Origin of the sequence: Nostoc sp. 106C, from assembly GCF_002154725.1 — a bacterium.
In the GTDB taxonomy this organism is placed as follows: Bacteria; Cyanobacteriota; Cyanobacteriia; order Cyanobacteriales; family Nostocaceae; genus Aulosira.
Genome location: NZ_MTAW01000193.1, coordinates 17389 through 35241, shown reverse-complemented (window position 1 = coordinate 35241; position 17853 = coordinate 17389). Strand labels below are relative to the sequence as shown.

Below are 17853 nucleotides of genomic sequence, written 5' to 3'. Positions count from 1 at the left end.
GCTTTTGCTGAAAACATAATTCTCAAATTGCAGCATAAAACTGAGCATGGCTTGTCGTGGTCTTGTAACACCAAAAACAAGGCAAACCATACTCTGGTGAAATGGCGACTTAATATGTTACCTGTAGAAATACGACCATGTTTAATTGCACTTTAGGAAGATAACTTAAAAAAAATTTACTATTACTAGATCCATGACAGTTTCCCCATGTCGCAACAACCTCTTTGTAGATCGCAAAGATCTCTACCAATTTCTGGAAGCAGTTCAGGAAAATTGCCTCAAAAATAATAGTAGGCAAATTGTCAGTATTTCTCTAGAAATTGACTTAGTTGATCCTTTAGTTGTATTAGAAAAGCTTGCCCAAGTAAATGAGGTAAATTTTTATTTTGAGAATAAGGGTAAAGGAGAAGCGATCGCTGCCATTGATCCTATAGCTGAATTACATATTGATGGTACTGAGCGATTTAGTAAGGCTGAGTATTTTATCAAAAATTCTCTAAAAAATATAATTAGTTTCGGCAACAAAAATCAACCTTTTTCTGGACCTCACTTTTTCTGTTACTTCAGCTTTTTTCATCAAAATTATCAAGCCGATTATCCATTCCCTTCAGCTACAATTTTTCTACCACATTGGCAAATAGCTGTAAAAAATAAGCGCTGTATTTTAGTAATGAATTCAATTATTAATGCTAGCGCTAATATCTCTAGATTAATCCAAACTCTGTTTAACAAAATTGAAACTATCAATGCTTTAAAATATTATTCCCCAAATATTGACAATTTTCCGGCAAATCTTAGCAAAAAATCCGTTACCAACGCTGCTCAATTTAAACGCGCTGTATCATCTGCTTTAGAAAAAATACATGCTAATCATTTAACTAAAATTGTTTTAGCAGATGCCCTAGATATTAGCTCAAGCAACAATTTTAACTTATTTAAATCTTTAAATAATCTCCGACAAATCCATCCCAATTGCTATATATTCTCTACAAGTAACGGCAAAGGACAAAACTTTATTGGAGCTAGTCCAGAACGCTTAATCAGTATTCATGAGCAACAGTTAATTACTGATGCTTTAGCAGGTTCTGCGCCACGAGGTAAAACACCTGCTGAAGATGCAGCTAATGCTAATCGTTTAATAAATAGTCAAAAAGAAAAGCACGAACATTCTCTCGTAATTGATTTCATTACTCAACGCCTATCTCAGATAGGTTTATTACCCCAGGTACTACCACCCCGCCTGCGACAATTATCTAATATTCAGCATTTATGGACACCAATTAGCGCAATAGTCCCGGTTAACGTACATCCTTTAAAAATTGTCGCTCAATTGCATCCTACACCAGCTGTAGCTGGTGCAGCGAGAGATATTGCTTGTGCAGAAATTCGTCGTTACGAAAACTTTGAAAGGGGTTTATATGCTGCACCCTTGGGTTGGGTAGACTCTGAAGGTAACTGCGAGTTTATTGTGGGAATTCGTTCAGCACTGATAGATGGCGATCGCGCTAGACTGTATGCAGGCGCTGGTATCGTTGCAGGTTCCGATCCTGAAAAAGAATTTGCAGAAGTTCAACTGAAACTTCAGGCTTTATTGAAAGCTTTAGTTTAGTTATCAATAATTTATAAAGTCAACCAGAAATTGTAGGGTATGTTATGCCGCAGGCTAACGCACCTTAAATTTTTATACACATTTTATATCAATTCAAATATCGCCGTAACACAGCAATAAATCCGGTGCGTTACGCTAAAGCGATAACACACCCTACAATTAAATTTCTTAGTTCCTATTTTTCTGCTTGATCGCAGATTATGTATCCACTATTTCTTGCGCTAAAACATAGGGCTGGACAATAAGTGTTTGAAACCGCTTTTGAGGATTACCATTCCACTCTCCTAACTGTTCGGTGGTGGGTTTGGTAATCAATTGCTCATCAATCCATAGTTGCACTTGTGGAATATTATCACTAGCGATCGCTACTCCGACATCCAACAAGCCTAGCCCCAGCGCCACTACAATCACTGCATCCCTTTTGACATGAGGAATTAGCCATTCCCACTCTGCTTCATCTAAATTTGCTGCTAATTCCGTTCTTAAATCCGGCATAATTTCTCAATTTTTTTTATCAGCCTAAGTTTCATTGTACATTTTTTGCAACCAAGAATTAATGACTAACGACTAATAATTAATTACTCAACGTCTGCTTGCATCTCCTCAATTTCAAACAAAGATACAATTACTCCAGCTATAGGAATAGAAATAAAAATACCTAACAAACCTGCTACTCTCGCACCTACTAGCAAAGCAAAAAAAACTACTATCGGATTTAAATTCAAGGCACCTTGCATAATTCGCGGCGCAATTAAATTATCTTGGATTTGCTGGAGTACAATGCAAGCCACAAATACTTTTAATGCTAGCCAAACATTTTGAGATAATACAATTAAAGTTACCGTACTAACTCCTAATGTTGCGCCTATGCCAGGAATAACATCAAGTAAACCGACTACCACTGATAAAAGCAAGGCAAAAGGCACATTTAAAAGTAAAAATACCAACAATGTAGCACTAGTTAAAAACAAGGTTAATAACAACTGACCTCGAAAAAATCCTAGGAAACTGCGTTTTATTACATTAGTAAATCTACTGCGTCGCTGCCTTGGTACTATTTTTAGAATTAAATGCCAAATTTTTTCTCCATCTAAAAGCATAAAGAAAGCAACAACAGCAATTAATATAAACGTTACAAAATTTGTTAGAAATTGTTGTAAAATAGCTAGGCTATTTACCAAACTATTTATTGCTTGATTGCGTAACTGCTCTTGAATAAAGTCTAAATTTATTTGCAGATTGCGGCTACGTAGAAAGTTTTCTAATCTCTCAATTAAAGGTGCTAAAGAATTTAAAAAATTAGTGACACTATCGATTAGTTGTTGCCCTTGAGATAAAACTGCTAAACCCAAGGTGATTGCTATTCCCCCAAGCACTACAATGCTGAGTAAGAAAACTACAAGAACTGCTAAACCGTGGGGCAAAAAACGCCGCAGCCATTGTACAGGATAGCTGAGTAAAAAAGCTAAAATAGCGGCGAATGTAAAAATAACAATCACCCCTTCAAAGTATGCTAAAAGCTGTATAATAGCCCAACCAGTAGCTACTAAAAGCAAAAAGCGGACTAACGCTAGATTATTCAATCTTTGCCAAAAATTTTTGGCTTCAAAGCCGCTCATAAGGAATTCACAAAAGGCATTGTCTTTAAACGTACAGAAACCTAAGAGCGATCGCTACCTCCCTTCAGCAGATTTTCTCGATTTTTTGAGTCATCGCCCTAAATCATGCATCTGGTTAATCACTTCTGCACATTTTTGGGTAAAGGCTTGTAATTCCTCTTTATTTGTAGAAGTAGGTGCATCAATTACCTGACCAATCCTGACAGTTATGGGAACTGCACGCGGCATAGTCGAGCCTTTTTGTAAAATCCCTTCAGTACCCCATAAACTCACTGGTAATATGGGCGCTTTTGCCTTAGCTGCCAACAGGGCCGCACCTCTTTTAGGGTCTGTAATGCGACCATCTGGTGTGCGAGTACCTTGCAAGAAAACACCTACAGCCCAACCATTATTAATACACTCTAAAGCTGAACGGATGGCAGTGCGATCGGCTGCGCCTCGACTTACAGGGTAAGCACCGTACAATTTAATTGCTTGCGCCAAAACCGGGATATGAAATAACTCCTCCTTTGCCATGTACGCTACGGGACGTAGTACACAATTGGAGACAATTGGCGGGTCGAAGTAACTAGCATGATTACTTATTACCAGTAATGGCCCAGATTGAGGCACATTTTCGGCACCATGAATCCGGACTCGAAAGTAAGCATGTAGCATAGGGCTGACCACTGACCACTTAAAAGCGTGATACAGTGCCAGACTAATCAATGGTTCACGGCTTCTGTTCATTTGTTATTTGTCAGTTGTCATTTGTTATTCTCTATGTCCCCTTGTCTCCCTTCCCCAGTACCTAAACAGGCAACTCAGCGGCATTACGGACGTTTTCTAAGATTAAACCAGGACTAGTACGTTTAATCAAACCAGTTAGCACGTTACCCGGGCCAATTTCCACTACTCGCTCAATACCCTGGGTTGGAAGCAGCAAAGAAATTTCACGCCATCTGACTGAACCAGTCATTTGTTTGATTAGATGCTGCTTTAAAATCTCTGCATCAACAGTTGCTATTGGTTCTACATTAGAGACTACTGGTACAATAGCTGGCTGAAATTGCACAGATTCGAGAATCTCTTGGAATTCCATGGCCGCAGCTGCTATTAAATGGGAGTGAAAAGCTCCAGAAACTTTTAAAGGGATAGCGCGCTTGGCTTTAACTTGGGACATTACCGTCTGTACAGCTTCGGGCGTACCAGAAATGACCACCTGAGCAGGACTGTTATCATTTGCCAGCACTACATTGGGTGTTTGAGCAATAACCATGTCCAACTGTTCACGGTCAAAGTTCATCAGCGCCGCCATCATCCCACCTGAAACACTATCCATCAGTTCGGCGCGACGCTTCACCAGGTGTAAACCAACAGACCAATCAAAGACACCAGCAATGTAAAGAGCAATATATTCTCCCAAACTGTGACCAGCAACTAAATCTGGCTGGTGTCCCCGTTCACGGATCAGGTCAGCAAGAATTGTTTCTACTACATAAAGACTTGGTTGGGTGTAGAGAGTGCGTGATAGCTGTTCGGCATCGCTTTGGCAAATGTCTGTGACAGACCAGCCTAAGATAGCCTCAGCTTGGGCAAATTTATCTTTAGCCGAAGGTATATCTAATAAGTCTGTTCCCATTCCTGTAGCTTGGGAACCTTGTCCGGGAAACACCCATGCAGTTTTAGTCATTGGTCAATAGTCGTTAGTCGTTGGTCATTCGTCATTTGTCATTTGTCATTAGCCATTGGGCATTGGTCATTGATTGTTATACGGGAACTCTCAGAAATAAATTATCCCATCTTGTGAGATAGGCAGCGCTCACACCGAAGTTTTGCCCGTACTTTAGTATTAGCGGGTATCTTGCTCGCAGCACAAGAAAATTTGGGATATTTATTGACTGTCCAGATTTTTGTTCATCTACTTAACAAATGACAAATGACTAATGACAAAGGACAAAATATTATCTTCCCCATTGAAAAATTGCTGCACCCCATGTAAGTCCAGCGCCAAAGCCGGATACAGCAATAGTGTCATTGGGTTTAATTTTGCCTTGCCGCACTGCTTCATCTAAAGCGAGCGGAATGGAGGCGGCAGAGGTGTTGCCATAATTGGCGAGATTACTAATAACTTTATCGTTGGGAATATTGAGGCGTTGAGCAACAGCATCTAGAATTCGCTGGTTGGCTTGGTGTAAGAGAAGCCAATCTATTTGCTCAATAGTGAGGTTAGCTTGAAATAAGGTTTTGTCGATGACTTCTGGCACCTTTTGCACAGCAAAGCGGTAGACTTCTTTGCCATTCATCGTAATGGGCTGATATGTTCCTTGACTGATATTGACGCCTGGAATCAGTTCTTGGGAAGAGGCTTGATAGGCAAGGTTAAGGTAGTGGTTTTGGCTACCATCACTTTTGAGTGTAAATCCTAGCAAGCGATCGCTCTCATTAGCCTGCAACACCACTGCTCCAGCACCATCACCGAACAATACACAGGTGCGACGGTCTTGCCAATCTACCCAACGAGAGAGGATATCTGCCCCTATCAAAAGTACATTTTGAAAAACGCCACCTCTAATGTATTGGGCAGCAGTTACTAGTCCAAATACAAAGCCTGAACAGGCAGCCGTCAAGTCAAAGGCTACGGCTTTGGTCGCTCCTAATTCAGCCTGAATTTGACAAGCACTGCCAAACAGATCATCAGGGGTAGAGGTTGCCAAGAGAATTAGATCGATATCTCCTGCTGTAATTCCAGCAGATGCAATCGCTTGACGACTGGCCTTAGCTGCGAGTACACTCAAAGACTCTGTTGGCAGGGCCAAGCGTCTTTGGCGAATTCCTGTTCTGGTCGCGATCCATTCGTCTGATGTTTCAACCAGTTCGCTCAGCGCTGCGTTGTCTAGGGAAGTTTCTGGTACTGCCGAGCCACTTCCGGTAATTGCTATGCCTAACTTATGCACTCCTAGTCTCCCGAACTATCACCTATCAGCGTTTAGTCATTAAGTAATCATTAGCCATTAGTCATTAACTATTGACTAATCACACTTTTTGTGATTTTGATTGCTGTCTTCTGGCTGATTGCTAACCACTATCACGCTGTAGGGCTTCATACTGGGACCGGATTCTTTGTAGTACCTGGTTGTCTACAGCTTCTTTGGCTATGCGAATTGCATTAAAAATTGAAGGTGCTTGTGAGCTACCGTGACCAATAAGACAAATTCCGTCCACACCTAAAAGCAAAGCACCGCCATGTTCCGCGTGATCCATGCGCTGCTTAATCCTTTTCAGGTTTGGTTTTAAAATTGCTGTGCCAATTTGACCATGCAATCCTTGGGGTAGTTCTTCCCGCAAGATTTGTAAAATCACTTCTCCCACGGCTTCAGCAAATTTCAACAACACATTGCCGACAAAGCCATCACAGACAATCACATCAAAGTTGCCAGAAAGTACATCACGTCCTTCTGCATTCCCGATAAAAGAAATTTGAGTATTTTCTCGCAGGAGTTGGTGGGCGCGCAGAGCCACTTCATTACCTTTAGTGTCTTCTTCGCCGATGTTCAACAAACCTACTTTTGGTTCGGGTGTACCCAGCACATACTGACTGTAGGCCGACCCCATGACAGCAAACTGCTCTAAAAATTTCGGACGGCAGTCTACATTTGCACCAACATCAAGTATTAGTACTGGCTTACCAGCTTTAATTGTAGGAAAAACTGTCCCAATTGCTGGGCGGTCAATTCCTGGCAATCGTCCTAGGCGGAGCAAAGCAGAGGCCATAGCTGCCCCAGAGTGTCCGGCTGAGAACACAGCATCTGCTTGCTGCTGCTTCACCAGATCCATCGCCACATTAATTGAAGCCTTACGTTTGCGTCTAACTGCGTTTAAAGGCTCCTCATCCATTGCGATCGCTTCCTCAGCAGGAACGATCTCTACCTGCGCCAGGCTTGTTTTTGGCGGCAGGGCAGCTTCAATTTGTTGGGGATCACCCACCAACAGGACTTTTACACCCAATTCTTCTCGTGCTCGGATTGCGCCAGCTACGATTTCACCGGGTGCATGATCCCCTCCCATTGCGTCAATTGCGATCCTTACGCCAGTCGATCCCATTGCTTAGAGCTTTTAGAAACCTTACAAATTTTACCAGATGGCTTTGCCGAAAAATCGGAACATTTAGACTGCCAAATTACTCTTCCCACTATGCAAGAGGTTCTGGCAAGCTCAACATAACATGAATTGGCGGGGACTGGGGGCAGAGCGGGTGGGAGTGTGGGGAGAATATGAAAAAGCTTCCCTCTCCTCCCAATGCCCAATGCCCCATGCCCCATGCCCTATCCCCAATTACCTACTCAACTGGACTCAGTACCCAATCAACAAGGGTTCTCACACCGAAACCTGTTGCCCCAGGTCCGTTGTATCCATTTTCTTTATCTGACCACACCGGACCAGCAATATCTAAGTGTGCCCAAGGGGTATCTTTGACGAATTGCTTGAGGAAAAGGGACGCAGTAATTGCGCCTCCTGGGCGGGGACCTGTATTTTTCATGTCCGCGATTCCAGACTTTAGCCCTTCAAAATACTTTTCTTCCATTGGCATCCGCCAAATCTTTTCTCCTGATGATGCCGCAGCTTTTTCTAGTTGGGAAGCTACAGCATCATCAGGAGTAAACAAACCTGCAATATCATCACCCAAGGCGATGACGTTGGCACCAGTTAGGGTTGCTAAATCAACGATCGCATCTACTCCTAATTTCTCGGCATATACTAAGGCATCGGCTAGAGTCAAACGCCCTTCAGCGTCGGTATTATTCACTTCAATAGTTTTGCCGTTCGACGCTTTTAGGATGTCGCCTGGGTGCATCGCATGACCGCTAATCATGTTTTCGGTCACGGCCGAGATAAAGTGAACCTCAGCACTTGGCTTAATTTGAGCAATTGCTTTGGCTGCGCCTAAAGTGGCAGCTGCACCACCCATATCAATTTTCATAGTTTCAATGCCGCTACCAGCGCCTTTAATATTGAGTCCGCCGGAGTCAAAGGTTAAGCCTTTACCAATAATTGCTAGTTTGCGTGTCGGTGTGCCTTCTGGTTTGTAAGTTAGATGAATAAATTTAGGAGGCAAATCAGAAGCTTGAGCTACTCCTAAAAAAGCACCCATGCCCAACTTTTCGCACTCTTCCCGTTCTAAGATTTGGATTTGTAAACCATGATCCGTGGCGATCGCTTGGGCAGTTTCCGCCATAGTAATCGGTGTAACAGCGTTTGCTGGAGCTGCTACCAACTCTCTTGCCAAAATTACCCCAGAAACTATTTGATTGGCGCGGTTAATGGCTGCTTCTTGCCCGCCAAACCCTAATAAATCTATGGTTTCTACTTGTGAGCCTTTATCTTCGGGTTCTGATTTAAAACGGAGATCTTGGTAAAGCGCCAGTTGCACACCTTCAGCGATCGCTTGGGCAGTTGCCGCCGGATCGTTGTTCCATAATGGAAAACTAAACCCTAAAACTTTACTTTTTTGCTTTTTGGCTACTCGGCCTACAGCCGCAGCTGCACGTCGCAAACCATCAATTTTTAGCGCGTCGGCTTTTCCCAAACCCACCAAAATCACTTTCTTAACTGGGGTACTAGCAGCTATACGAGTAAAAATCGTGCTATTGGCTTTACCCTTAAATTCCTCTTCAGCAATCAGTTCTTTTAAAATCCCAGCAAACTTGCCATCTAAAGTTGCTAGTTCACCAGTTAACTCTACTGCATCTTCAAATAAGCCAATTGCTAGAGTATCCCCTGACCACTCCAAGAGAGGCGTATCACTCAGTCGAATTACCATTTTTGTATTTTGTGTCAAAGTTCTTGTACCAGTATTGCGTAAAATTTTCTGTTCGTGCTGTCAGGGATTGGGGAATTGGCTGTAGCAGGTAATGGACATGATTGCTCATAATACAAAGAGCATAGAGTTTAAAGCCATATTTCTCTTTTGCTTTGTTAATAGCGTCAACAAACACCTCCCGACACTCTAGGCGAGTGAGGCGAAATTCGCGGTTATTGCAACGGATGGTGATGTGATAACAAAATCCTGGTTGAAAATTGCGGGGTAAGCGAGACATAAGACAGTAGCAATTTTTTTTAGAAATTTTTCAGGATAAAATGTAAAAAACTCCATTTTGGAGAAAACGTATGAAAATTAAAGGTATCAAACGTGGCAAAATTATAGAGTTATCAGAAGAACTAAATATTCCTGATAGTACAGAAATAGTAATTGATATTGAAATTGCTCAGTCAATTAGCCACCAAGAAAGACTGAAAACAATGCAGGATTTTTTATCAAATAACAGAGAATCTAGAGAGGATTTTGTGAAAACTATGGAGGAGTTACAAAGAGAAGAGAATTTAGAGTGGGAAAGGCTGTATGGGCAATATTCATAGATAGGGCGAGCGCTAGTATATCTCCTAGATAGCAACATCTGTATTGCTATTATCAATGAAAATCCTCTAGTTCTGGCTCAATTTTACTCGAATGTTTAGCCAGTGTTATATCTCAACCATAGTAATAGCTGAACTTTACAAAGGAGCATATTGTTCTCAAAAAGTTCAGGAAAATATTATTAATATAAATCAATTTAGTAGTTTAATAACAGTAATAAATTTTGACGAGAATGCGGCTGAAGAATTTGGCAAAATTCAAGCTGAATTAAAATCAATAGGTAAACCAACTGGTGTATTGGATGCAGTCATCGCAGCAGTAGCTCGTTCTCGTGCAGATATTTTAGTAACTAACAACACTCGCCATTTTATCAATATTCCTGCACTGCAATTAGAAAACTGGTTAATTGAATAATAATCGTAGCGATCACATATCTTAGCAATTTGTTTTTGTGATCGCTCTTTTGGTATTTTCATCAAGAAAACATATAAAGTCGATTTTAATCATCCAAAAAGCAGATTACTTCATAGTTTATTGAAAAAACTAACTCATTTTGCCTTTTTGCTTACTCATTTATCTAAAATGCTTACTCAAAATGCGTAAATGCTTACTCATTTTGGTGTTTTCCGCAAGTAAAAAGCCATTTTGCTTACTCAAAATGTCTAAACACTTTCTCATTTTGTTAAATCACGCACTCATTTTGGTGTTTTCCGCAAGTAAAAAGCCATTTTGCTTACTTAAAATGCCTAAATGCTTACTCATTTCGGTGTTTTCCGCAAGTAAAAAGGCATATTACTTTCTCAATTTCCCTGTTTGCTAAATCATTTGAGAATTTTATGCATTCAAAACAGTGCAAGCGTAGCCCGTCGTAGACATCGCCATTGTCTATTGCCTATTTTGCCTTTCCAAATCAAACTTATTAGCGATCGCAGTCATTATATTTTGCTCTAACTCTGTAGTTTCACCGTTAATTTCAGCAATTTTTTGACACTGCGCTAATAAAGGTATGGCAAAATCACGATTTAGTTGATCTAGCAAGCTATTCAAAGGCTGGGGTGATTTGATATTTTCGGAAATCTCTTTTAATGAATGTTCACTCAGATTGATAGCTTGTAATTCTGGGCGAATTTCTGACCAAGTCTTGTCTGGATGACTGGCGAGGATCATATGTACTAAAATTTGATCCATGATCGCTTCTTGTGCGATCGCTGTTTCTAAATACTTTTCACTTTGTTGCTTTAATGTTGCCAATGTCTCTTTAGAAGTGAGGGAAGTTGATTCATCTAACTTCGCTTCGTAAAATCGGCAAGCAGCATACCCCAATGAATAAATCATCGTCGCATTGGAACTAGCTGCGATCGCCGCACCAGCAAAGGGGACATTTCGTAGCAAGCCCAATCCCGCAGCTTTTAGAAGACGACTACCACCCAAAGCTAGACCAAAAATTGCCAAAACTTCTCCCTTACGGGCAGAGTCTTTTAAATCTAGTCCATAAGCAGCTGCTATTTGATAAAGCATTTCTGATTGTAATTGTGTTGTAGCAGCCAAATCAATTGCCAATAAAGCCGCCGCTATTCCTGGCAAAATACTAGTTGCTAAACCAATTCCGCCTGCTTGAGTGGCTTTTTCCACCATAATTCTGTGGGAAATTTGGCTTGGTGATTCCTGGGGATACTGTTGTTTTAGTTTGTTAACTGTCTCTTGTGCTTTTTGCAGATCAACATTTTCACTAGCCCCAATTAACCAATTCAGATTTAACACACCAGATAATCTGCGAATCAGCCAATTTTGACTGAGGCTATCCACTAGCTTCCCGGTGTTTTGAGTGGATTGTTCAATTAGCTTATGTGTTTGTTTAACAGCTGTTCCTCCTACCTCAACTGCTGTCCCCGCTACCCAGCTTAACGTTTCAGCAACAGATCCTAAAAATGATTGTTGAGCATTTTTTGTATTATCAGTGGAGGAATTATTTAGTTTTTTATCTATTGCGTTATTCAGTTTGTCTGCCATTGCTGGGCACCTTCATTGTATAGCTTTGCTATTTTGGTTTTAGCAAATTTGTGCTTAACCTGACCTCTTTCCATCAGGATAAGCCGTTAGTTAAAAATAAAATACTTCCTCATCTGAATACTAGAAATTTGTTGCAGTAAAGATTGATTGGATAATATTGGAAATTTCTGCTTCAGATTGGATATGTCAACCTAAAACTTTTTGCTCCTCACCTGATTTTATTTCCAGCTTCTATCGCTTGCATAACCTCAGCACTACTTTCCAAGAAATTATGATTGTGCATGATTTTATAGAGATTAGTATCACTCTCTAGTAAACAGGCGTGTCCGCTCTGAGGCAGCAATAGCATCTTACTGTTGGGTAAAATGTTAGCTAAACGTCTGACTTCATCTACAGAAGGCAAAAGTCGATCTTGGACACCAGCAATCAGCAAAACTGGTTGTGTAAGGCGACGTAACTGTTCGTCTTCCACATGAAACTCTCTAAGTAAAGACAATCGCCAGAGGACTGTTTCTGGCGGTACAGAACGCATACTTTTTAGTAGTTCTTGGCGATCGCTTCTGGTCATCCGTTGTAAAGATGCTAAAAACGGTAATAATCCTAGTGCACCTATTTCATAAAGGTAAGGATGCACTAAGTAAGTTAGCTGGGATGCCCAATTGAACCAAGGACGTAAATGAAAGCTAGAAGCTGGGTTAATCAGGATAATCCGTTTAAACAACTGTGGTGCTTGGATAGCTACTTTCATTGCTAAACAGCCACCAAACGACTCTCCACACAGATAAATTGGTCGCTGAGAACTTTTTTCTAATTCGGTGTGGATCAAGTCTAATACGTTATTGGTGAGTACATCCCAGGTGGTGAGGTCTTGCCGTGGGATCGCCAAACAGCGCACATCAAAACCTAGTTCCAATCCCGCAGTTTGCGATCGCAATAGTTGACCCGTTCCATCCATTCCTGGCAAATACACAAACAGGGGATACTCTGGCTGTACGCGTTTAGGCGTAAGGAAACACGGCTTTAACTCAACTTCTAGCATTGTCAAATTTCAATTTATTTTGTTAATTTTATAAAATTTAGCCTATGAAAGCTCAAGAAATTTAGGTTTGATATCTACCAAAGGTTAATATCTATCAATAACAGTCAAAATTCTCTAAAAATCATACTTTGTTTCCCAAAATGATCTTAAATAGAACTTTTTCGATTAAATAATCTAGGATTCAAACTCCAACTTCAACATTATAGAAGGTAACAAATATAGAACTCCTTCACATAAATCTTTGCCGGAGTAGAATCATCTGCTCATTGTACTCTGCCCTATAAATAGCTTAAGCAATGTATAAATATCGTCTTTACTATTTTGGGGATGGATAATTGATCCATCCAAGGTATGAGATATCCTAATAACAACCCTGACGTAACAAGCTGGCGATTTCACAATGACAATGTTCTGTCAGTTCAGCAACAACAGTTTTCGCTTGTTTTCCTTGGTATTGTTTTTGTTGTTGGGGCTTAATCCAATAGGGACGGCCAATTAACACCGCGACTCGACGATAGATGACCAAGGGATGCCAACCTGGTTGATTAAATAATGCTTCTGAAGGGTCAAACAAACTTAATAAGCGTAAAGGTACACCTGCGGTGTTTACTTCCTCTAGGGAGGCGATCGCGATCGGCAAAATCGCTAAGTCTCTCACAGCTGCTCGCAATGCCAAATGAGCAAATCCGCGCTGAAATTCACCCACCTCATGAGGCTGGGTAAATTTTACCATTGGTTCGGTTCCTTCTGGAAACACCCCTACCATCTGCTTGGACTGCAATAGCAGTTGGGATTGGGCAAAAAAGCTCTGCTGGCGTTTATGAGTATCATCTAAGGGAAAGCACCCCAATTGACCTGTAACTAGTTCCCGCATAATTGGTACTTGCCCCATATAGTGATGGCAGGCAAAGCGAATTGGATTTGATAGCGCCGCCATTAAAATCAGGGCATCCATAAAGCTGCGGTGATTGCTGACGACTAACACGCTAGCATCATGAGGAATTCGATCTTCGTAATAACGAAACATTCGCGTTGATAGCGCCGCTAATGACCAACGAGAAATCTCCAGAGGGCTATTTAGACTCATAGCAATCAATATATTTTTTTCAGAAAATATCGCAGTTTATCTTGACTTAACATTACATTTCTTCACCACTACCACGACCGTCTTAAGGTAGAAATGTTTAATTCTCAAAGTTAACTATATTTTCTGAGTCCTAGTTTCTGTATTCCCAGCCACAACAAATGCAATCAAAAGCTTTACTAACTATTGTTAGCAGCTATTTTTTAACTATTGGGAAAATTAGCTAGCTTTATATAAAGCATAAAATAATCTGGTCTTTCGAGATTTGCTAATATTAATGTAGTGTTTGAAAAAAAAATAGTAATGTTATATAATTACGTGGTTTTGCCCACAAAAGTAAGATATAAACCGTTTTAATAAGTTGTTTTTTTATTGTGCATGAATCTAGTGAATAAAAAAGAAAAGACATTTGCACTGACAACTCCGCTATATTATGTAAACGATGTTCCCCATGTTGGTAGTGCTTATACAACAATGGCCGCTGATGTAGTGGCTCGGTTTCAAAGGCTTTTAGGGCATCAAGTGCTACTAATCACAGGTACAGATGAACACGGACAGAAAATTCAACGCTCGGCTGAAAATTTAGGGAAAGCTCCCCAAGAATTTTGTGATGAAATATCTCTGGCTTTCCTTTCTCTGTGGCAAATACTAAATATTAAATACGATCGCTTTATTCGGACCACCGATCCTCGCCATGAAGCAATTGTCAAAGAATTTTTCGGGCGAGTATGGGAGAGCGGCGACATTTACCAGGGACAACAAAAAGGCTGGTATTGTGTATCCTGTGAAGAATTTAAAGAAGAACGAGAACTGCTTGAGGGAAACCGTTGTCCGATTCATACTAACAAAGAAGTTGAGTGGCGAGACGAACAAAACTACTTTTTCCGCTTATCCAAATACCAAAGTCAACTACAAGAACTTTACCAGTCTAGACCAGATTTTATCCAGCCTGTGAGTCGTCGTAACGAAGTCCTCAACTTTGTGAATCAAGGGTTGCAAGACTTTTCGATTTCACGGGTGAATCTAGATTGGGGTTTTCCTGTACCAGTAGATCCCAAGCATACTCTTTACGTCTGGTTTGATGCACTGCTGGGTTATGTAACGGCATTGTTAGAACCAGATGCAGAACCAACTTTAGCAAATGCCTTAGCTAAATGGTGGCCCATAAACTTGCACTTAATTGGTAAAGATATTCTCCGTTTCCATGCAGTTTATTGGCCGGCGATGCTGCTTAGTGCTGGCCTGCCGTTACCAGAGCAAGTATTTGGACATGGCTTTTTAACTAAAGATGGTCAGAAGATGGGTAAAAGTCTGGGTAATACCCTCGATCCCATAGAGCTAGTCCAGCGCTATGGTAGTGACGCCGTTCGTTATTACTTTCTTAAGGAAATTGAATTTGGCAAAGATGGCGATTTTAATGAAGTTAGATTCATTAATGTTCTGAATGCAGATTTGGCAAATGATTTAGGTAATTTGCTAAATCGGACACTGAACATGGTGAAGAAGTACTGCGCCGGTAATGTGCCAGCAATTGCCAATGAAGCCATTCCGGCTGAAAATCCTTTAAAAGCGATTGGATTAACTTTAGGGGAACAGGTGAAAAATGCCTACGAAATGCTGGCTTTCAATCAAGCCTGCGAGGCTATCCTGTTGCTGGTGCAAGCTAGCAATAAGTTTATTGATGAACAAGCCCCTTGGTCATTATATAAGCAAGGACAGCAGCAGACATTGGAAAAAGTGCTGTATGCAGTTCTAGAATCAGTTAGACTAGCAGCTTATCTGTTGTCCCCGATAATTCCGAATATCAGTAGCGATATTTATCAGCAATTGGGCTTCGGAATTAACTTTAACGATCAACAAGAAAGTGCAATTGCTGCACCTTTCGATATTCATGCAACCTGGGGGCTACTATCTACTAAACAACAGTTGGGCACACCCCAACCAATCTTTAAGCGTATAGAACCCCCCAAAAACGATTAGTACTTTGAATTTTTGATTTTGCTTAATCTCTAAATTCTGTCAAAAAAACGATCGGGGCCGCACTGATTAGCCCCGGTAGATTATCATAAATCGCTCTAACTTGCATCTGAGAAGTAAAAATTTAGTATCAAATATTACAAGGATAAAAACTGAGGTATGACATCAATGTTGAATAATTTAGAAAATGACTCGATATTTACGCCGGAACAAGTTTTAGAGAATCGGGGTCGTGTAGCTATATTTATTGATGGCTCAAATCTATTTTATGCCGCACTGCAACTAGGAATCGAAATTGATTACACTAAGTTATTGTGTCGTTTAACTGGCGGATCTAGACTGTTACGCGCTTTTTTCTACACTGGTGTAGATCGCACAAACGAGAAACAACAAGGATTTCTGCTGTGGATGCGTCGCAATGGCTACAGAGTTATTGCTAAAGATTTAGTCCAGCTACCAGATGGTTCAAAAAAAGCCAACCTGGATGTAGAAATAGCAGTAGATATGATGGCTTTAGTAGATTCATACGATACAGCAGTCTTAGTCAGTGGTGATGGGGATTTGGCCTATGCAGTGAACTCAGTTAGCTATCGGGGTGTGCGGGTAGAGGTGGTAAGTTTACGTTCAATGACCAGCGACAGCTTAATCAATGTAAGCGATCGCTATATTGACTTAGAAGCCATCAAAGAAGATATCCAAAAAACCCCTCGCCAAAGCTATCCATACCGTCCTTTATCCGGTATGGGCTTTTTAGAAGACCCAAGAGATACTGATGGACATCTAGAAATTCAAGATTAATGAAGCAGGAAGCAGACAAGGATCAAGACAAAAGAGGTCCAGGAAATCAGGGGGGAATTAAAATACATTCCCCCCTATTCTTTTTATGGCAATTTCTCAATGTTTCACCAATTAAAGCCAATTGGTTTTGCCTCCCTCTGACATTGTTATTGATAGTAGGATTAGTTGCTTGCAGCGGTAAATCCTCTAAAAATCAAGCAAATAATTCGGGTTCATCTGGGCAAAACACAGATAGCAATTTGACTTTTTATGGTGTTGCTTTTGAACAGTTTGATGAAGTGGGGCGACCAATTTGGAAAGTTAATGCTAAAGAAGCAAAATATACCAAAGAAAAACAAATTGGACAGGCAGAAAACCCTTATGGAGAATTATATCAAGATGGCCAAGTAGTCTACCAAATTAAAGCCGAACGGGCAGACATTGAGGAAGATGGAAAGCAGTTATTTCTTAAGGGTAAGATAGTTGCTACAGATCCTCGGAATGGCATTGTGCTTCGAGGTAATGAATTAGAATGGCGTCCCAACGAAGATTTATTGATTGTTCGTAACCAGCTAAACGGAACTCATAAACAACTACAAGCAGTGGCGCAGGAAGCGCGAGTAAAAACCCGCCAACAGCGCATGGAATTCTCTGGTGGAGTAGTAGCAAACTCTGCCGATCCGCAATTACAAATGCGAACTGAGCATTTAATTTGGCATATCAAAGAAGAAAAATTAATCGGCGATCGCCCTGTACAAATTGACCGCTACAAAAATAATCAAATTACTGACCGTGGTCGCGGAAATGCTACGGAAATTAATCTGAAAACTAAGATTGCTACTGTCACAAAAAATGCCCAGTTAGAATTACTAGACCCACCAATGCAGATAGCTAGTAACTCTATGACCTGGAATATGAATGCAGAAACTGTGACTACAAATTCCCCTGTGCGTGTCTTTCATAAGGCTGAAAATGTGACAGTAACTGCTAATCAAGGCGAAATGAAGATACCGCAAAAAACAGTTTATTTAACAGGCAATGTCAATGCTATTGGTCAGCGTCGCCAGTCTCTGAAATCGCGAACATTAACTTGGTATTTAGACAATAAATTAGTCGAAGCGCAGGGTAATGTAGTATATCGGCAAGTTGACCCACCATTAAATTTTACTGGGGAGACAGCCGTGGGTAATCTGCAAACAGAAAATATTGTCGTCAAAGGTGGCAATACCGGCGGGAGGGTAGTGACAGAGATTATTCCTCAGGAAAGAGCCAAGGGTCAATAGTTGATAGTAAGTAGGTCGGCGTGAATATTTATCGTTGGGATGAGGCAGGAGGCAGGAGGGA

General features: G+C 40.9%; 16 protein-coding genes and 1 pseudogene. 6 read left to right on the top strand and 11 right to left on the bottom strand.

Going from position 1 to position 17853, the window contains the following annotated elements; all coding sequences use genetic code 11:
* The first annotated feature begins 193 nt into the window (after window positions 1-193).
* Window positions 194-1609, top strand: coding sequence for an isochorismate synthase MenF (locus BV375_RS29615; protein ID WP_086767162.1), 1416 nt, complete (start codon window positions 194-196; stop codon window positions 1607-1609).
* A gap of 198 nt (window positions 1610-1807) precedes the next feature.
* On the opposite strand, the gene BV375_RS29610 is transcribed toward BV375_RS29615, so the two are convergent.
* The 8 genes from BV375_RS29610 to BV375_RS29575 form a co-directional block, all read right to left on the bottom strand.
* Window positions 1808-2104 (bottom strand): DUF2288 domain-containing protein, encoded by a 297-nt coding sequence (locus tag BV375_RS29610; RefSeq protein ID WP_086767160.1) that lies wholly within the window; start codon window positions 2102-2104, stop codon window positions 1808-1810.
* An 83-nt stretch (window positions 2105-2187) separates the two neighbouring features.
* Window positions 2188-3228: an AI-2E family transporter gene (locus BV375_RS29605; protein WP_086767159.1), complete on the bottom strand. Its 1041-nt coding sequence runs from the start codon at window positions 3226-3228 to the stop codon at window positions 2188-2190.
* A gap of 90 nt (window positions 3229-3318) precedes the next feature.
* Window positions 3319-3957 carry a lysophospholipid acyltransferase family protein gene (locus BV375_RS29600; RefSeq protein ID WP_086767157.1) on the bottom strand — a complete coding sequence of 213 codons (639 nt, stop codon included), beginning with the start codon at window positions 3955-3957 and terminating at the stop codon, window positions 3319-3321.
* Between the two features lie 61 nt (window positions 3958-4018).
* Complete coding sequence (gene fabD / locus BV375_RS29595; RefSeq protein ID WP_086767155.1) at window positions 4019-4900, bottom strand: ACP S-malonyltransferase; 882 nt, start codon at window positions 4898-4900, stop codon at window positions 4019-4021.
* 271 nt (window positions 4901-5171) lie between these two features.
* Window positions 5172-6164 carry a beta-ketoacyl-ACP synthase III gene (locus BV375_RS29590; RefSeq protein WP_086767153.1) on the bottom strand — a complete coding sequence of 331 codons (993 nt, stop codon included), beginning with the start codon at window positions 6162-6164 and terminating at the stop codon, window positions 5172-5174.
* 121 nt (window positions 6165-6285) lie between these two features.
* Entirely contained in the window at window positions 6286-7311 is a 1026-nt protein-coding gene (gene plsX, locus BV375_RS29585; protein WP_086691408.1) for a phosphate acyltransferase PlsX, read from the bottom strand.
* Between the two features lie 235 nt (window positions 7312-7546).
* The gene (locus BV375_RS29580; RefSeq protein ID WP_086767152.1) at window positions 7547-9028 is read right to left on the bottom strand and encodes a leucyl aminopeptidase; all 1482 of its coding nucleotides are present in this window, start codon (window positions 9026-9028) and stop codon (window positions 7547-7549) included.
* The gene (locus tag BV375_RS29575) at window positions 9009-9305 is read right to left on the bottom strand and encodes a transposase (protein ID WP_243714095.1); all 297 of its coding nucleotides are present in this window, start codon (window positions 9303-9305) and stop codon (window positions 9009-9011) included. The genes BV375_RS29580 and BV375_RS29575 overlap by 20 nt, the downstream gene beginning before the upstream one ends.
* A gap of 70 nt (window positions 9306-9375) precedes the next feature.
* Between BV375_RS29575 and BV375_RS29570 the strand changes: the two genes are divergently transcribed.
* Both BV375_RS29570 and BV375_RS29565 read left to right on the top strand, forming a co-directional pair.
* Entirely contained in the window at window positions 9376-9624 is a 249-nt protein-coding gene (locus BV375_RS29570; protein WP_086767150.1) for a hypothetical protein, read from the top strand.
* Window positions 9625-10036, top strand: a pseudogene (locus BV375_RS29565) (type II toxin-antitoxin system VapC family toxin).
* A gap of 471 nt (window positions 10037-10507) precedes the next feature.
* On the opposite strand, the gene BV375_RS29555 reads toward BV375_RS29565, so the two are convergent.
* The 3 genes from BV375_RS29555 to BV375_RS29545 all read right to left on the bottom strand — a co-directional run bounded on the left by BV375_RS29555 (window position 10508) and on the right by BV375_RS29545 (window position 13758).
* The gene (locus BV375_RS29555; RefSeq protein WP_086767148.1) at window positions 10508-11632 is read right to left on the bottom strand and encodes an EcsC family protein; all 1125 of its coding nucleotides are present in this window, start codon (window positions 11630-11632) and stop codon (window positions 10508-10510) included.
* A 208-nt stretch (window positions 11633-11840) separates the two neighbouring features.
* The gene (locus BV375_RS29550) at window positions 11841-12671 is read right to left on the bottom strand and encodes an alpha/beta hydrolase (RefSeq protein WP_086767145.1); all 831 of its coding nucleotides are present in this window, start codon (window positions 12669-12671) and stop codon (window positions 11841-11843) included.
* A gap of 361 nt (window positions 12672-13032) precedes the next feature.
* A complete protein-coding gene (locus BV375_RS29545) occupies window positions 13033-13758 on the bottom strand; it encodes a 1-acyl-sn-glycerol-3-phosphate acyltransferase (RefSeq protein WP_086767143.1) in 726 nt (241 codons plus the stop codon).
* 375 nt (window positions 13759-14133) lie between these two features.
* On the opposite strand from BV375_RS29545, the gene metG reads away from it, so the two are divergent.
* From metG to lptC, 3 genes are all read left to right on the top strand, one after another.
* Entirely contained in the window at window positions 14134-15735 is a 1602-nt protein-coding gene (gene metG, locus BV375_RS29540) for a methionine--tRNA ligase (protein WP_086767141.1), read from the top strand.
* A gap of 165 nt (window positions 15736-15900) precedes the next feature.
* Complete coding sequence (locus tag BV375_RS29535; protein WP_086691395.1) at window positions 15901-16530, top strand: NYN domain-containing protein; 630 nt, start codon at window positions 15901-15903, stop codon at window positions 16528-16530.
* On the top strand, window positions 16530-17792 hold the full coding sequence (gene lptC, locus BV375_RS29530; RefSeq protein ID WP_086767139.1) for an LPS export ABC transporter periplasmic protein LptC: 1263 nt from the start codon (window positions 16530-16532) through the stop codon (window positions 17790-17792). Before BV375_RS29535 ends, lptC begins: the two co-directional genes overlap by 1 nt.
* The last annotated feature ends 61 nt before the right edge of the window (window positions 17793-17853 follow it).

Bases quoted from the DNA above. Each gene is read 5' to 3' on its own strand.
- BV375_RS29550 (WP_086767145.1), bottom strand. From the start codon at position 12,671: ATGCTAGAAGTTGAGTTAAAGCCGTGTTTCCTTACGCCTAAACGCGTA.
- lptC (WP_086767139.1), top strand. From the start codon at position 16,530: ATGAAGCAGGAAGCAGACAAGGATCAAGACAAAAGAGGTCCAGGAAAT.
- metG (WP_086767141.1), top strand. From the start codon at position 14,134: ATGAATCTAGTGAATAAAAAAGAAAAGACATTTGCACTGACAACTCCG.
- fabD (WP_086767155.1), bottom strand. From the start codon at position 4,900: ATGACTAAAACTGCATGGGTGTTTCCCGGACAAGGTTCCCAAGCTACA.
- BV375_RS29605 (WP_086767159.1), bottom strand. From the start codon at position 3,228: ATGAGCGGCTTTGAAGCCAAAAATTTTTGGCAAAGATTGAATAATCTA.
- BV375_RS29545 (WP_086767143.1), bottom strand. From the start codon at position 13,758: ATGAGTCTAAATAGCCCTCTGGAGATTTCTCGTTGGTCATTAGCGGCG.
- plsX (WP_086691408.1), bottom strand. From the start codon at position 7,311: ATGGGATCGACTGGCGTAAGGATCGCAATTGACGCAATGGGAGGGGAT.
- BV375_RS29580 (WP_086767152.1), bottom strand. From the start codon at position 9,028: ATGGTAATTCGACTGAGTGATACGCCTCTCTTGGAGTGGTCAGGGGAT.
- BV375_RS29555 (WP_086767148.1), bottom strand. From the start codon at position 11,632: ATGGCAGACAAACTGAATAACGCAATAGATAAAAAACTAAATAATTCC.
- BV375_RS29600 (WP_086767157.1), bottom strand. From the start codon at position 3,957: ATGAACAGAAGCCGTGAACCATTGATTAGTCTGGCACTGTATCACGCT.
- BV375_RS29535 (WP_086691395.1), top strand. From the start codon at position 15,901: ATGTTGAATAATTTAGAAAATGACTCGATATTTACGCCGGAACAAGTT.
- BV375_RS29575 (WP_243714095.1), bottom strand. From the start codon at position 9,305: ATGTCTCGCTTACCCCGCAATTTTCAACCAGGATTTTGTTATCACATC.
- BV375_RS29570 (WP_086767150.1), top strand. From the start codon at position 9,376: ATGAAAATTAAAGGTATCAAACGTGGCAAAATTATAGAGTTATCAGAA.
- BV375_RS29615 (WP_086767162.1), top strand. From the start codon at position 194: ATGACAGTTTCCCCATGTCGCAACAACCTCTTTGTAGATCGCAAAGAT.
- BV375_RS29610 (WP_086767160.1), bottom strand. From the start codon at position 2,104: ATGCCGGATTTAAGAACGGAATTAGCAGCAAATTTAGATGAAGCAGAG.